This window comes from Brevibacterium sp. FAM 24630 (assembly GCF_049804075.1).
In the GTDB taxonomy this organism is placed as follows: Bacteria; Actinomycetota; Actinomycetes; order Actinomycetales; family Brevibacteriaceae; genus Brevibacterium.
On sequence record NZ_JBNBZD010000008.1, the window covers coordinates 68,096 to 81,498 of the forward strand.

The following is a 13,403-nucleotide window of genomic DNA, read 5'->3' on the forward strand; positions in this document are numbered from 1 at the left end:
ATCACTGCGGAGAGGAAAACCGATGCACTTCGTGATTATGGGCTGCGGCCGGGTCGGGGCCTCCCTGGCCAAAGCCCTTGATGCGAATGGACACTCCGTCGCGGTCGTCGATCGGAACCCGGACGCGTTCCTCAAACTCGGTCGCGATTTCAGCGGTTCGACGATCACCGGCATCGGCTTCGACCGAGAGACCCTGTCCCAGGCGAAGACTGCCGAGGCCTTCGCCTTCGCTGCGGTCTCGAGCGGGGACAATTCGAACATCCTCGCCGCGCGTGTCGCCCGCGAGACCTTCGCGGTGACGAATGTCGCGGCCCGCATCTACGACCCGGCTCGTGCGCAGGTCTTCGAACGCCTCGGCATCCCGACCGTGCCGACGGTGCGGTGGACGGCTGAGCAGGTGATGCGCAAGCTCGTCCCGCAGGGTTCGATCACCGAATACCGTGAGCCTTCGGGCAATCTCGTCCTCGCCGAGGTGCATCTCGATCCCGGTTGGGTGGCCCGCCCGATCAAAGAGATCGAATCACGGACGAAGGCACGGGTCGCCTACGTCACCCGCTTGTCCGAGGGCATCGTCGCTCACGAAGATCTGCTCATCCAGGACGGGGATCTCGTCCATCTCATGTGTCCGGTCGACCGCCTCGGCGAGATCGAGCGGATCCTCGATCAGCCCGTGGCAACCGTGGAGGAAGAACAATGAGGGTCGTCATCGCCGGAGCCGGTTCCGTCGGTCGTTCGGTCGCCAGGGAGCTCATCGACAAGGATCATTCCGTTCTGCTCATCGATCAGAACAAGGACGCTCTCGGGCTGGAGCGGATCCCCGGAGCCGAATGGCTGCTCTCCGACGCGTGTGAGCTCGCCGGCCTGGCCGAGGCGGGGCTCGAGGAAGCCGATGTCGTCGTGGCCGCGACCGGAGACGACAAGACAAACCTCGTGCTCTCGCTGTTGGCGAAGACCGAGTTCGGGGTGCCCCGGACGGTGTCGCGGGTGAATAATCCGAAGAACGAATGGCTCTTCGACGACAACTGGGGCGTCGATGTGGCGGTGTCGACTCCGCGACTGATGACCGCTCTCGTCGAGGAGGCGGTGGAGGTCGGCGGACTCGTCCACCTCATGAGCTTCGAACGCGGCCAGGCGGGTCTGCTCGAGTTCACGGTGCATGAGAACGCCGCGCTCGTGGCCGAACGCATCGGCGGGATCACGTTCCCGCTGGATACGGTGTTGGTGGCGATCATCCGCAATTCGCGAGCGTTCGCTCCGAGTGCCGATGACGTCATCGAGGCCGGGGACGAACTGTTCTTCCTCTCCTCCCCCGATCAGGAAGGCGCGCTGCTCGAGCTGCTGCGGGCGACGGCGGCGTCGACCGAGGACTGAGACAATCGGCTGGGAACTGAGCTGGCCGTCCGAGTTGTGGCCGGCCCAGTCGTCCGGTCCGTCTCGAGGCTGGGTCAGTCGTCCGAGTCGTCGCGTGTCTGCAGCAGTTCGTAGACGGGGTTGTGCGCGGTCAGCACACCGTCTTTGCCGCAGAATCGGCCCTCGAGGACGACCAGTGCGCCGGGTCGGATGCCGCTGATCTCCCGACGTCCGAGGAACTGGGCGCGGGCTTCACCGGTGCCGTCGGCCACGGTGATGTCGAGACGGGGGCTGTCGCCGCTGCACGACTGGGTGGTGGCTGAGACGACTCCGGCGATGCGCGAGGTCTTCCGAGCCTCCAAGTCTTCGACCGGGACGGCTCCGGGGATCTGGCTGACGAAGCGCAGATCGGCGCGGGCTTCGGCATCGCGGGAGCCGAAGTCACGCACGAGGCGGCTGATGAGATCCAGCATCCCGGTTCAGCGGACCTCTGTGATCTCGGGACCGCGCTCGAACGGGTTGAGCTCGTCCTCGTCCTTCTCCTCCTCGTCGTCGTTTCCGACCTGCGGCGCGGTGAGGGCGATGAGTTCTCTGGGAGCCATGGCTTCTTCACCGCGGTCGACGACGACTCCGCGCAGGAGAGCGGAGAGTTCGGCGCGGATCTCATCATCGGTCACGGCCTTGCCGGAGAACACGGCGCGGATGAACCAGCGCGGTCCGTCGACGCCGGCGAAGCGCATGGCGCGTTTGCCGGGGCGACCCGATTCCGTCTTCGCGGGGACCTCGATCGCCAGTTCCTTCCCGAGCGAGGTATGCAGCTCGGTCGATTCTCCGCCCTGACCGGTCACGGACTCGGCGAGCTGCTGGCGCACGGTGTTCCACAGTCCTTCGGAGCGTGGCGTCGCGAACGCCTGGAGCTGGATTCCTCCACCGTCGTGGATGAGAGTGACGGCGAGGACGCGCTGCGAATCATCGTCGGTGTCCAGTCGCACCTGCATGCCGTCGACGACGGGCACCTTGAGGGCGCCGAGGTCGAGGCGATCGTGCTCCGGGTAGTCCTCGGAGATGTCGAACGGTCCCTTCTCGGACCGGTCGAAGGGTGCGGACTTCTCCAGCAGCGCCTCTTCTTCGTCGAGGTCTTCCTCCGGCTCTCCGTCCTCGGTTTCGAGGTCGGTCGCCTCGGTGTCTTCGGCGGTGAGTTCCTCTTCTTCTTCGTCGTCGACGGCTTCTTCTGCGCGGACATCGTCATCGGTCGTCGGTGTGGTCTTCTTGAACCGGGAGAACAGTCCCATGAGTCCTCACTTCTCCTTTTCGCTGAGGCCGGCGTCGATACCGCCGGTGGAGCCGAATCCGCCGGCTCCGCGGTCACTGGCGTCAAGGGTGTCGACGATCTCGAAGTCAGCCTGTGCCACTGCTTGGATCACGAGTTGGGCGATGCGGTCACCCCGGGCGATGCGCAGCGGGGTCTTCGCGTCGAGGTTGATGAGCGGCACCTTGATCTCGCCGCGGTATCCGGAATCGATGGTTCCGGGCGCATTGACGATGGTGACCCCATGCTTGCTCGACAGTCCCGAGCGCGGGTGGACGAACGCCGCATAGCCTTCGGGCACGGCGATCGCTATTCCCGTCGGCACCACACGGCGTTCGAAGGGTTCGAGGACGAAGTCGACGGTCGAGCGCAGGTCGGCTCCGGCGTCGCCCGCGTGCGCGTAGGCGGGGGCGTTCATGCCCGCGTCGAGGAGCTGGAGGTTGATCTTCAGGGTTTCCGTCACAAAGATGCACTCTAACGCTCCAGCCTGAGCGCGGCCAAACTTTTCGCTGTGGGACAATGGGGACATGGCAACAACGCAATCCGGCACCCAGGTGATCTTCCAGGAGAAACTCCGTCCGTCGATCGGCATGTGGTTCTTCATCGTGGTGGCCGCGGCATCGACCGCGCTCATGGTCGCCCCCGTCTGGCCCGTGGGCACCATCATCCTGCCCATCATCAGCTTCGCCCTCTTGGCATGGTGGCTGACCTCCCTGACCGTGACGATCATCGTCACGGAGCAGCAGCTGTTCGTCGGCGAGGCCCATATCGACCGGAAGTTCGTTCCGAGTGCGCAGGCCTTCGACGGCGAGGCGGCCCGCCAGGCCCGCGGCGTCGACCTCGATGCGCGAGCATTCCTCAAGATCCGCCCCTGGGCGAAGGCGGTCGTGCGGATCGATCTCGATGACGATTCGGACCCCACTCCCTACTGGCTCGTGTCCACGCGCCGCGCCGACGATCTCGCTGCGGCCCTCAACGGCTGAACGGACTGCAGGCATCTCATCTGCCGCAGAGTCAGAAATACGCAACGCGCCCTTCATTGCGAAGGGCGCGTTGCGTATATCTGGAGAGAAGCGAATCAGCCTGCACAGTCCGTGCAGATCGGCACGCCGCCCTCTTCGGTCGCAAGCTGCGAACGATGGCGGACCAAGAAGCATTCCATGCAGGTGAACTCGTCGTTCTGTTTGGGGAGAACACGAACGGAGAGCTCTTCGTTCGACAGGTCCGCGCCCGGAAGTTCGAAGCCTTCGGCGACCGCGGTCTCGTCTTCATCGATCTTGCTTGCCTGCGCCTGTGAGCGCTGAGCCTTGAGCTGTTCGATCGAATCGCTCTTGATCTCATCGTCTTGCTTGCGAGGTGCGTCGTAGTCTGTTGCCATATGGCCTCATCGCTCTCTGTCCAGGGGGTGCCGAAGAGGATCATCGTATCCTCCGCGTGACGTGTCCCCAGCATTGTGCACTGTATGCTTGCCGTTGGCAAGATGGAATGCGTACCCTATACGGTGATTCTCATCACCAGTTTGTCGACACATGTCGATCACACATAGAGTTCTCGAGAAGCTCTGCAAGAATGCTTGTGATGGACAGCACCGACAGTCCGCTCTGCCGGTAGAACACCGGGTTCGTCCCCACCGGAGGCGACCCCAGGAAGGACGGATCCACAATGAGTGAATTCGCTGATCAGCTCGATACTCGAATCGATGATGTCCGTCATCGCATTCACGAGGCCCGGTCCGCCGGTGACGACTTCCTCGTCGAAAATCTCATCGACGACCTGCAGAACCTCATGGAACTCGCCGATCGCAACGACGTCGATACCGGACCTATCGCCGAGGTGATCCAGGCCGAGACGGGCGCTCTGCCCGTCATCCCGAGCCCGGAAGACGCCTGAGGATCTGAGAACGAAGAACCCTCCCCCACCGAATCGGTGAGGGAGGGTTCTTCATGTTCTGGAATCAGTTCGCGTGCGCCCAGTTCGGGACCGTGGCGCGTTCGATACGACCGCGACAGCACTCGATGCTGCACGCTCCGCTGCCGGGCACCAGCGCCACCGTTCCGGGCAGCGCGGGGGCTTCGACCTCTTCACCGCGCAGCTGTGCGACTCGCTCCATGACGAGGTCGACGAGACCGGACACGAACGCTTCATGAGTGCCGACGGTGGCGGCGCGGGTGAACGCGAACCCGAGTTCGTCCGCAGTCTCCTTCGCTTCGGTGTCGAGGTCGAATGCGACCTCCATATGGTCGGAGATGAAGCCGATGGGCACGAGCACGACACCGCTGACCCCCTCCTCGGCGAGTTCGGCCATCCGGTCGTTGACGTCTGGTTCGAGCCAGGGCACCTCCGGCGAGCCCGACCGGGAGCAGTAGACGAGTTCGGCGGGAATGCGCTCGGATTCGTCCATGCGACCCATGAGGTGGTCCATGAGCTCTTCGTGCTGGGCGAGGTAGCCGTTCGTCGTCGCCGCCGACGCATCCTGCATGACGTTCGGAATCGAGTGGGTGACGAAGAGAATACGGTGTTCGGCCGCGTCGAGCTCACCGACCTGCTTCTTGAAGTCCGTCAGGGCCTGCCTCAGGCAGGCGGCACAGGCGTCGGCATAGCCGGGATGGTTGTAGAACTGGCGGATCTTGTCGATCGAGACTGTGAGCCCCTCCCCGGCGAGCGTGTCGATCGTCTCCGCGAAGTCCTCACGGTACTGCCGGCATGAGGAGTACGAGGAGTAGGCGGAGGTGTCGATGGAGAGGAACGAGGAGGCACCGTTCTGGGCGAGGGCGCGCACCTCATCGGTGAGATAAGGATCCCAGTTGCGGTTGCCCCAGATCAGCGGGGTGTCGATTCCGCGGCGGTCGAGTTCGGCCCGCAGCGCGGCGAGCAGAGCCTTGTTCTGGTCGTTGATCGGGGACTTGCCTCCGAAGCCGAAGTAGTGCTCCCCCACCTCCTCGAGTCGCTCCTCCGGGATCCCGCGGCCGGCGGTGACGTTGCGGAGGAAGGGAACCACTTCTTCTGGGGCCTCGGGTCCTCCGAATGACATGAGGATCAGGGCATCGATGGGTGCAGTCTTATTCACGGTTTCGATTTTACAGGCTGTAGAGCGTCTCGGCCCGATGTCCGCAGAGTGAGCGCGCCCCACTCACGGAGCAGACGCCGCGCCGGCGCGGCCCGCCTCGCCGGCGGCAAGTGACGCTCCTGCGTGTCAGAATTCACAGTTTCACCCGCACGGATCCCGAACCGGCCCGTGATTTCGCGACTCGCGTGCAAATCTGCCCGGCGCGAGAGGCCGAACGTGACACGATTCAGATGAGACGCGACAAAGGAGCTTAAGGCAATGCGTGAACTGATCTTGAACGGAGTCGACGCAGATGGCACCCATCTGCTGTTGAACGACGAGAACGGGCTTCAGTACCGAGTCGTCCTCGACGAGGCTCTCACCGCCGCGGTGCGCAGGGAACGCACCCCATCCAAGTCCGATGCTCCCGTACGGCCCAAGGACATCCAGGCCATGATCCGCGGCGGCATGGACGCCGAAGAGGTCGCCGCCTCCACCGGCGCCGACATCGACTACGTGCGCACCTATGAGAGCCCGGCCATGGCCGAACGCGAACGTACCGCCTACCTGGCCAGTCGTCATCCGATCTACTCCGATCACGATCCCAACGGTGATCCGACCCCGCTCATCGAGCTGTGCCGGGAACGTCTGGCGATGCGCGACGTCAACATCGACACGATGGAATGGGACTCCTGGAAGCAGCAGGACGGCAACTGGTACGTCCAGCTCACCTTCACTGCCGCCGACCGCGTCCGCACCGCGAGCTGGCACTACTACCGCCGCTCGCTGACCCCGATCGACGACGAAGCCAAATGGCTCGCCGATTCCGGTCCGACCGACACCGGCCCGATCCCGAACTATGGGTCCGGAGCCGAACGGCAGGTCACCACCGAGGAGGTCGACGTCTTCCCGCAGTCGGGCGCGTCTGAGTCGATCGCCTCAGACGGACCCGTGCGGCCGACGGCCGGTTCGGCGCCGTCCCAGCAGGCCCGCGACCACCAGGCCGAGACCGGGCGGATCCTGGAGAACCTGCGCAAGCGTCGCCATCATGAGGCGGAGGAGGAGCCGCGCACTCGTCTGCGTGCGGTCACCGAGGATCCTGAGACGCACCCCCAGGGCGCTCACACTGCTCCCGGCCAGCCCGAGGCTGCCACCGATGATGAGGTCTTCGCTTTCGAAGATCCCGCACCGGCGGAAGACGACCCGCAGGAGCCGACCGAGAAGGTCGGCGTCTTCGACGACGAGAATCAGCTGTCCCTGCTCAATGAGCCCGGTGTCAGCGACCACTCCGATCAGCACAAGGATGCGTCTGCGGCCAAGGAAGCGAAGCCGAAGGCGAAGAAGAACTCCCGCGCGTCGATCCCGAGCTGGGACGAGATCATGTTCGGCTCGAAGCGGGACTGACTTCGGCCCTGCCGTCTTCCGGGGCGTTCCGGCCCAGATCGACGACCGTGTCCCCGACGTTGATGAGTCGACGGTCGTGAGTGACGATGACGACGGTGCGTTCCACGAGGCTCCTGCGCAGATCGTCGATGAGGTCCCTCGCGGTCTCATCGTCGAGGTGTGCCGTCGGTTCGTCGAGGACGATGACACCGGCTCCGGTGAGCAGGGTCCTCGCCACCGCAAGGCGCTGTCGCTGACCTCCGGAGACTTCCGTACCGTGATCGCCGACCCAGCGGTCGAGGCCGGCGGCATCAGCCCATTCGCCCAGCCCTGCGGCACGCAGAGCCTCGAACATCTCCGCGTCAGCGGGCAGGCTCGGCCGGGCCAGCGCCAGGTTGCCGCGCACGGTGGAGCGGAAGACGTGCGCTTCCTGCGGACACCAGGCTAACTGCCCGACCAGGTCTTCGGGTGAGCGCGTGAGCATATCGTGGCCCTCACCCTCGCTGTCGCGGGCGGTATAGGACCCGGACCAGGGGTCGAGGAATCGCAGCAGCACGCTCAGACTCGTCGTCTTCCCGGTGCCGCTGTCTCCGCACAGAACGGTCCAGCTGCCGCGTTCGGCCTGCAGACGAAGTCCCTCGAGCACCGCCTGCTCATCCCACCCCACGGTGATTCCGTCGAGTTCGAGTGACTCGATTCCCGCCCGAGCGCTCACGGTCCGCGATGGCGCTGCCGATGATTCTGCGTCTGCGGTGTCGTCCTCGCGCTCCGGCTCTGAAGCCCGCGGCTGCCGGGCCCTCGTGCCGCGCTGTGCAGCCGGCAGCGCGTCGAGTGCCGCGGCCAGTCCCGGCAGCTGCCGGAATGCCTCGAGTGCGGAGGCGAACACGTCGTTGAGCCCGAGCGCCATGAGGGTCAGGACTGCGAGGATCTCCGTCGGAGTCTCCGACGTCACTGCCAGCACCAGAGCTGTGGCGAAGGTACTCAGCTGCAGCCATACCTGGGCCAGTCCGAAATTCCGTGCCGAGGCGGCCTGTTTCGCGGCCAGTCTCTTCTCCGAGGCGGCCAGCAGGCCGAGGACGCGGTCATCGGCCCCATTCGTATGCAGATCGTCTTTGGCGCTCAGCGCCCTGGTGAGCAGGGAGAGGATCCGGTTGTGGTCATCGCGGATGCCGCGTGCCAGTCTGCTCTCGGCACGGATGACGATGATCGGGACGATGATGAGATCGATCCCGGCGAGCAGCAGGATCCACGGCAGCGCGCCGAAGTCGAGCAGGGCTGCGGTGATGCTCACACCGATGACGACCATCGCGGACACGAGCGGCGGGAACAGGGTGCGTGGGACGAGGTCGCGCACATCGTCGGCGTCGGCGACCATGGCCCGCAGGGCGGAGTCCGAGGTGCGCAGTCTCCGGTCGCTCATGCCCACGGATTCGAAATGCTCCCACACGGTGGTGCGGAGTCGGGTGAGCGCGGCGAAGATCGCCGAGTGCAGCCGCAGGCGACTGACATAGAGGAGCACTGAACGGCTGAGGCCGAAGAACCGGACACCGACGATGGCGACCATGAGCAGCATGATCGGCGGCTGGTACGAGGCTTCGACGATGAGCCAGGCCGAGACCGCGGTCAGGGCGATGGCCGCCAGGCTCGAGGCACAGGCCGTGAGGGCGGCGAGCAGCATCGACGGAGTGAACAGCGGCAGGCTCGAGGAGAGGATCGACCATCGCCTCCGCAGCGCAGCCGGCCACGGTTCCGAGGCGGGCGGGATTTCCGAAGCAGACTCCTCGCCGAGTTCTGAGTCGGGCTCCGAACCGCGCTTCGAGACCGCCTCCCCTGCGGACTCCGGTCCCCGCGAGGACGAGGATTCACTGACGCCGTCGCCACCGGCGCAGACCGCCTGCGGCGAATCCTGGATGCTCGCGTCCGCTTCGGCGACCGTACCTCTGGCACCGGTGCGCACGTGCGCCTGCGCTTCGGCATCTGTTCTCTCTGCCGCCGGGGTCTTCTCCGGGCGGATCTCGGTCTCGGCCAGAGCGCGAACCCGCTCGTCATGGCTGGCCAGGACGACACGATGGGTGGCGGCCGCCTCGGCGATCATGGCGATGACGATTTCGGCATTGTCGGCGTCGAGGTGCGCGGTCGGTTCGTCGAGGACGAGGATATCGGCTCCCCCGCCGAGGCGGTGCAGCACCCGCACCAACGCGAGACGACGCTGCTGGCCGGGGCTGAGCGCGGCCGTCTGGGTGGACAGTTCCGTGGGCAGACCGGCGGCGGCCAAGGCGGCCCGTGCCTGTTCACGATCGAGTCCGAACAGGCCGAGTTCGGCACCGATGGTGGCGGAGAACATCCGCGGCGCCTGCGGCACATAGGCCGCAGACACAGGTGCGACGGTGGTCCGGGCCCCGGCGGGCAGGCTGCCGACCAGGGCGCTCAAGACGGTGGTCTTCCCCGCGCCCGAGCGTCCGCTGATCGTGGTCACTCCCGGGGCGGTGTCGATGGTGCCCGACCAGGAGACGAGTGTGCCGTCACCGTAGATGACGTGCTGGCTCGATGACTCGCCGATGGCCGACACCACCTCGCCGGGCACCGGTGCAGCGCCGGGCACCTGTCCCTCGTCACGCACCGGCGTCTCACTCGCCGCCTGTGCTTCGGCAAGCAGCCCCTGCGCCCGTCCGCGAGCTTCGCGCCCGTTCTCGCTGGCATGGAACCCGGAGCCGAGTTCACGCAGAGGGATGAAGCATTCGGGGGCGATGAGGAGGATGAAGAGCCCCGCACTGAGATCCATCGTCCCGTTGACCAGGCGCAGCCCGATGACCACGGCGACCAGCGCCACCGAGATCGTGGCGATGAGCTCGAGCGCCAGGCTCGAGAGGAAGGCGATGCGCAGCGTCGAGAGGTTCGCATCGTGGTAGCGCTGCCCGAGCTCGCGCAGACGGCGCGCATGATCACGGGACCGGCCGAGACCGATGAGGACGGGGAGCCCCTCGGCGAGTTCGGCCAGATGATCGGACAGACGTTCCAGAGCACCGAGCGTCTCACGCGTCGATTCGGCCGTGTACCGACCGATGAGCACCATGAACACGGGCACCAGCGGCAGGCACACGGCGATGATCACCGCCGAGAGCACATCGCTGAAGACGATCCGCACAAGCAGGACGACGGGGACCACGGCGGCGGCGCTGAGCGCGGGCACCACCGTGGTGAAGTAGTCGTCGAGGTCGTCGATGCCGCGGGTGACCGTGACCGCTGTCGTGGTCTTCGGCCGTCCGCGGCCGCGCAGCAGGGTGCCGAGGATCCCCGCGCGCAGATCGCGTTTCGATTCGGCGGCCAGGGAAGCGCCCAGTCGCCTGTCCAGCCACAGCCCGCCGCCGCGCAGCAGCGCACCGAGGATGCCGAGGACCACCCACAGTCCCGGTGCGCTGTGGCCGACGATGGCACGCACGAGCGCTTCGGCGACGAGCACGATCCCTGTTGCCCGCGAGAGCGCGGAGCACACCGAGAGCACGAGTCCCCGCCGACCGTTCGGCAGCTCGAGCAGGATCGACAGGGGTGAGCTCACGACCGGATCGCCACCGGCACCTTGTGTGCTTCGGGGATGTGGGTCTCAGCGATGCGACCGAGGAACATCCGGTAGCTGAAGATCTGATAGCCGATGATCACCGGGAGAATGACCACGGTGACGATGAGCATGACGGTCAGGGTGTAGTCCGAGGACGAGGCCGTGGCCACCGTCAGCGAATTCGCCGCATCGAGCGTCGACGGCAGCACATTCGGGTACGCTCCGGCGAAGACCGAGCCGAGTCCGGTCAGCAGGTAGATCCCGTGGAGGACGAAGGCGCGCTTCTCAGCACCGGCCCGCACCGCGAAGAACGCGGTGATGAGAGTGATGAGCCCGATGAGCACGGGGACGATGAGCCAGGTGCGGTGCGTGACGGACAGAGCGAACCAGATGACGAACGGGATCGCCGCAGGCAGCATGGCACGCGCGGCCCACCGCTGAGCCCGGGCCCGGATCTCTCCCTGCGTCTTGAGTCCGAGGAAGACGAGCCCGTGGACGAGGGTGAACCCGATCCCGCCGAGTCCGCCGAGCAGAGCCGGCCAGGACACCCAGGCGAAGGGACCGCCGACGATGTCACCGTGGCCGTTGAGCGGCAGCCCGGTCGTCGTCATTGCCAACATCGCACCGATGCAGAACGCGGTGACGGCCGAACCGACCGCCATCGCCCAGGTCCAGAACGACTTCCACGCCTGTGTGTGGCCCTTTCCGCGGTACTCGATCGACACGGCACGGAAGATGAGGCCGAGCAGGCACAGGGTGAGCGGAATGTAGAGGGCGGAGAACAGCGAGGCGTACCAATGCGGGAACGCGGCGAACATCGCGCCGGCCGCGGTGATCAGCCACACCTCGTTGCCGTCCCACACGGGACCGATCGAGTTGAGCAGCACGCGTCTGCCGCGTTCGCTGCGGGACAGGAACGGCATCATCATGCCGACGCCGAGGTCGAAGCCGTCGAGGAACATGTAGCCGATCCACAGGACGACGATGAGAACGAACCAGATCGTGGCGAGGATTTCCATCGTGATTCTCCCTCAGTAGGCGAACGACAGCACATCATCGCCGTCGTCGGTGATCGTGGGTTTGGATTTGGGCGCCGCGAGCTCCGGCATCGCCGAGGCGACTCCGCCCTTGACATAGGTCGTCAGCAGCCGCAGCTCCACGACCATGAGCACCCCGTACACGAGGGTCAGGCTGATCAGTGAGAACAGCAGCATTGCGGGTGTGACCTCGGGTGAGAGCGCCGCCTGGGTGTACATGAACACACCGTCGAGCTGGGCGGGGTTCGGGGCCACGACGAAGGGCTGACGGCCCATCTCGGTGAAGATCCATCCTGCCGAGTTCGCGATGAACGGTGCCGTGATGGCCAGGACGAAGCCCCGACTGAGCCATTTCGACTGCGGAACCGTGCCCTTGCGAGAGAGCCAGAGTCCGATCGCGCAGACACCGGCGGCGAGAGCACCGAAGCCGATCATCATGCGGAATCCCCAGTAGGTGACGATCATGATCGGCTGGTAGTCGATCGGCTCACCGGCGTGTTCGCCGTATCTCGGGTCATCGGGGATATGGGTGCCGTAGCGCTCCTGGTATTCCGGGAGCAGGGTCGTCACGCCGTGGACCGGGGTGTCGAAGTCGCCGTTGGCGAGGAAGGACAGCAACCCGGGGATCTCGAAGATGTTCTGGACGCCGTCGCAGTCGTTCGACGCCGGGTCGGCGATGGTGAGGACGGAGAATTCGGTGCCGTCGTGGCAGGCCGCCTCGGCGGAGGCCATCTTCATCGGCTGCTGTTCGAACATCAGCTTCGCCTGGACGTCACCGGTGATGGAGACTCCGGCGAAGGCGATGATGCCGACGATGGCGCCGATGCGCAGCGACTTGATCCACACCGTGTGGTCGGCCGCGTCGCGCCCGGGCAGTTCGGGTGTGGACCCGACGATGACCTTGCCGTCGGCGCCGACGGTGTCGATGCCGTCCTTGCGTCGATGGTAGAGGTGGTACCAGGAGATGCCGAGCAGGAACGAACCGCCGACGGCCAGGGCACCGAAGAGCGTGTGCGTATAGGCCGCGATGGCGGTGTTGTTGCCGAGCACGGCCCACACATCGGTCATCACCGGTCGACCGTCGACGAGTTCGACGCCGACGGGGTGCTGCATCCACGAGTTCGCGACGATGATGAAGTAGGCCGAGATCCACGATCCGATGACCGCGCACCACAGCGCCCCGAGGTGGACGGCCCGGTGCAGCCGGCCCCAGCCGAAGACCCAGAGGCCGATGAACGTCGATTCGAGGAAGAAGGCGAGAAGCGCCTCGAGAGCCAAGGGCGCGCCGAAGACATCGCCGACGAAGCGGGAGTACTCGCTCCAGGCCATGCCGAACTGGAATTCCTGGACGAGGCCGGTGGCCACACCCATGATGAAGTTGATGAGGAAGAGTTTGCCGAAGAACTTCGTGCTCCGCAGGTAGACCTCGTTGCCTGTGCGGTGGTAGATCGTCTGCAGGATCGCGACGAGCATCCCGAGCCCCAGCGTCAGCGGCACCATCCAGAAGTGGTAGACCGTGGTGATTCCGAATTGCCATCGTCCGATGAGGACCGGGTCCAATTCCATGGGCTCTCCGTTCAGGTTCGGCAATGTTTCTACGCTGCGTAGAATTCTACACTCCGTAGAACCGGCACCGTCACCGTTTCGTCATTCAAGATTCCCTGTACCAAGTATGCCCCTCCCCTGCCGCGGGAGACCAGTGTCGACCAGCGGGCGCCACAC

General features: G+C 65.5%; 13 protein-coding genes. 5 read left to right on the top strand and 8 right to left on the bottom strand.

Annotated features, from left to right (window positions below; translation table 11 throughout):
* The first annotated feature begins 22 nt into the window (after positions 1-22).
* Both ACPUD7_RS08185 and ACPUD7_RS08190 read left to right on the top strand, forming a co-directional pair.
* Positions 23-697: a potassium channel family protein gene (locus tag ACPUD7_RS08185; protein WP_425119593.1), complete on the top strand. Its 675-nt coding sequence runs from the start codon at positions 23-25 to the stop codon at positions 695-697.
* Positions 694-1,371: a potassium channel family protein gene (locus ACPUD7_RS08190; RefSeq protein WP_425119594.1), complete on the top strand. Its 678-nt coding sequence runs from the start codon at positions 694-696 to the stop codon at positions 1,369-1,371. The genes ACPUD7_RS08185 and ACPUD7_RS08190 overlap by 4 nt, the downstream gene beginning before the upstream one ends.
* Positions 1,372-1,445: 74 nt before the next feature.
* On the opposite strand, the gene ACPUD7_RS08195 is transcribed toward ACPUD7_RS08190, so the two are convergent.
* Genes ACPUD7_RS08195 through dut form a run of 3 tightly spaced genes read right to left on the bottom strand, consistent with a single transcriptional unit; the run spans position 1,446 to position 3,122 of the window.
* A complete protein-coding gene (locus ACPUD7_RS08195; protein WP_425119595.1) occupies positions 1,446-1,823 on the bottom strand; it encodes an OB-fold nucleic acid binding domain-containing protein in 378 nt (125 codons plus the stop codon).
* 6 nt (positions 1,824-1,829) lie between these two features.
* On the bottom strand, positions 1,830-2,642 hold the full coding sequence (locus tag ACPUD7_RS08200) for a DUF3710 domain-containing protein (RefSeq protein WP_425119596.1): 813 nt from the start codon (positions 2,640-2,642) through the stop codon (positions 1,830-1,832).
* A 6-nt stretch (positions 2,643-2,648) separates the two neighbouring features.
* Complete coding sequence (dut, locus tag ACPUD7_RS08205; RefSeq protein WP_425119597.1) at positions 2,649-3,122, bottom strand: dUTP diphosphatase; 474 nt, start codon at positions 3,120-3,122, stop codon at positions 2,649-2,651.
* Between the two features lie 64 nt (positions 3,123-3,186).
* On the opposite strand from dut, the gene ACPUD7_RS08210 reads away from it, so the two are divergent.
* Positions 3,187-3,642 (top strand): DUF3093 domain-containing protein, encoded by a 456-nt coding sequence (locus ACPUD7_RS08210; protein ID WP_135541256.1) that lies wholly within the window; start codon positions 3,187-3,189, stop codon positions 3,640-3,642.
* Positions 3,643-3,737: 95 nt separating this feature from the next.
* Here the strand turns inward: ACPUD7_RS08210 and ACPUD7_RS08215 are convergent, their stop codons facing one another.
* Positions 3,738-4,037, bottom strand: a complete 300-nt coding sequence (locus tag ACPUD7_RS08215; protein ID WP_135541258.1) for a DUF4193 domain-containing protein — start codon at positions 4,035-4,037, stop codon at positions 3,738-3,740.
* A gap of 284 nt (positions 4,038-4,321) precedes the next feature.
* On the opposite strand from ACPUD7_RS08215, the gene ACPUD7_RS08220 reads away from it, so the two are divergent.
* Complete coding sequence (locus ACPUD7_RS08220; RefSeq protein WP_135541260.1) at positions 4,322-4,549, top strand: hypothetical protein; 228 nt, start codon at positions 4,322-4,324, stop codon at positions 4,547-4,549.
* 64 nt (positions 4,550-4,613) lie between these two features.
* On the opposite strand, the gene ACPUD7_RS08225 is transcribed toward ACPUD7_RS08220, so the two are convergent.
* The gene (locus ACPUD7_RS08225; RefSeq protein WP_425119598.1) at positions 4,614-5,726 is read right to left on the bottom strand and encodes a ferrochelatase; all 1,113 of its coding nucleotides are present in this window, start codon (positions 5,724-5,726) and stop codon (positions 4,614-4,616) included.
* A gap of 258 nt (positions 5,727-5,984) precedes the next feature.
* Between ACPUD7_RS08225 and sepH the strand changes: the two genes are divergently transcribed.
* A complete protein-coding gene (gene sepH, locus ACPUD7_RS08230; RefSeq protein ID WP_425119599.1) occupies positions 5,985-7,109 on the top strand; it encodes a septation protein SepH in 1,125 nt (374 codons plus the stop codon).
* Here the strand turns inward: sepH and cydC are convergent.
* Genes cydC through ACPUD7_RS08245 form a run of 3 tightly spaced genes read right to left on the bottom strand, consistent with a single transcriptional unit; the run spans position 7,084 to position 13,241 of the window.
* Positions 7,084-10,644 carry a thiol reductant ABC exporter subunit CydC gene (gene cydC / locus ACPUD7_RS08235; protein ID WP_425119600.1) on the bottom strand — a complete coding sequence of 1,187 codons (3,561 nt, stop codon included), beginning with the start codon at positions 10,642-10,644 and terminating at the stop codon, positions 7,084-7,086. The two genes, sepH and cydC, sit on opposite strands and share 26 nt — an antisense overlap.
* Positions 10,641-11,663, bottom strand: a complete 1,023-nt coding sequence (cydB, locus tag ACPUD7_RS08240; RefSeq protein ID WP_135541268.1) for a cytochrome d ubiquinol oxidase subunit II — start codon at positions 11,661-11,663, stop codon at positions 10,641-10,643. Before cydB ends, cydC begins: the two co-directional genes overlap by 4 nt.
* A gap of 12 nt (positions 11,664-11,675) precedes the next feature.
* Positions 11,676-13,241 carry a cytochrome ubiquinol oxidase subunit I gene (locus ACPUD7_RS08245; RefSeq protein ID WP_425119631.1) on the bottom strand — a complete coding sequence of 522 codons (1,566 nt, stop codon included), beginning with the start codon at positions 13,239-13,241 and terminating at the stop codon, positions 11,676-11,678.
* Between the last annotated feature and the right edge of the window lie 162 nt (positions 13,242-13,403).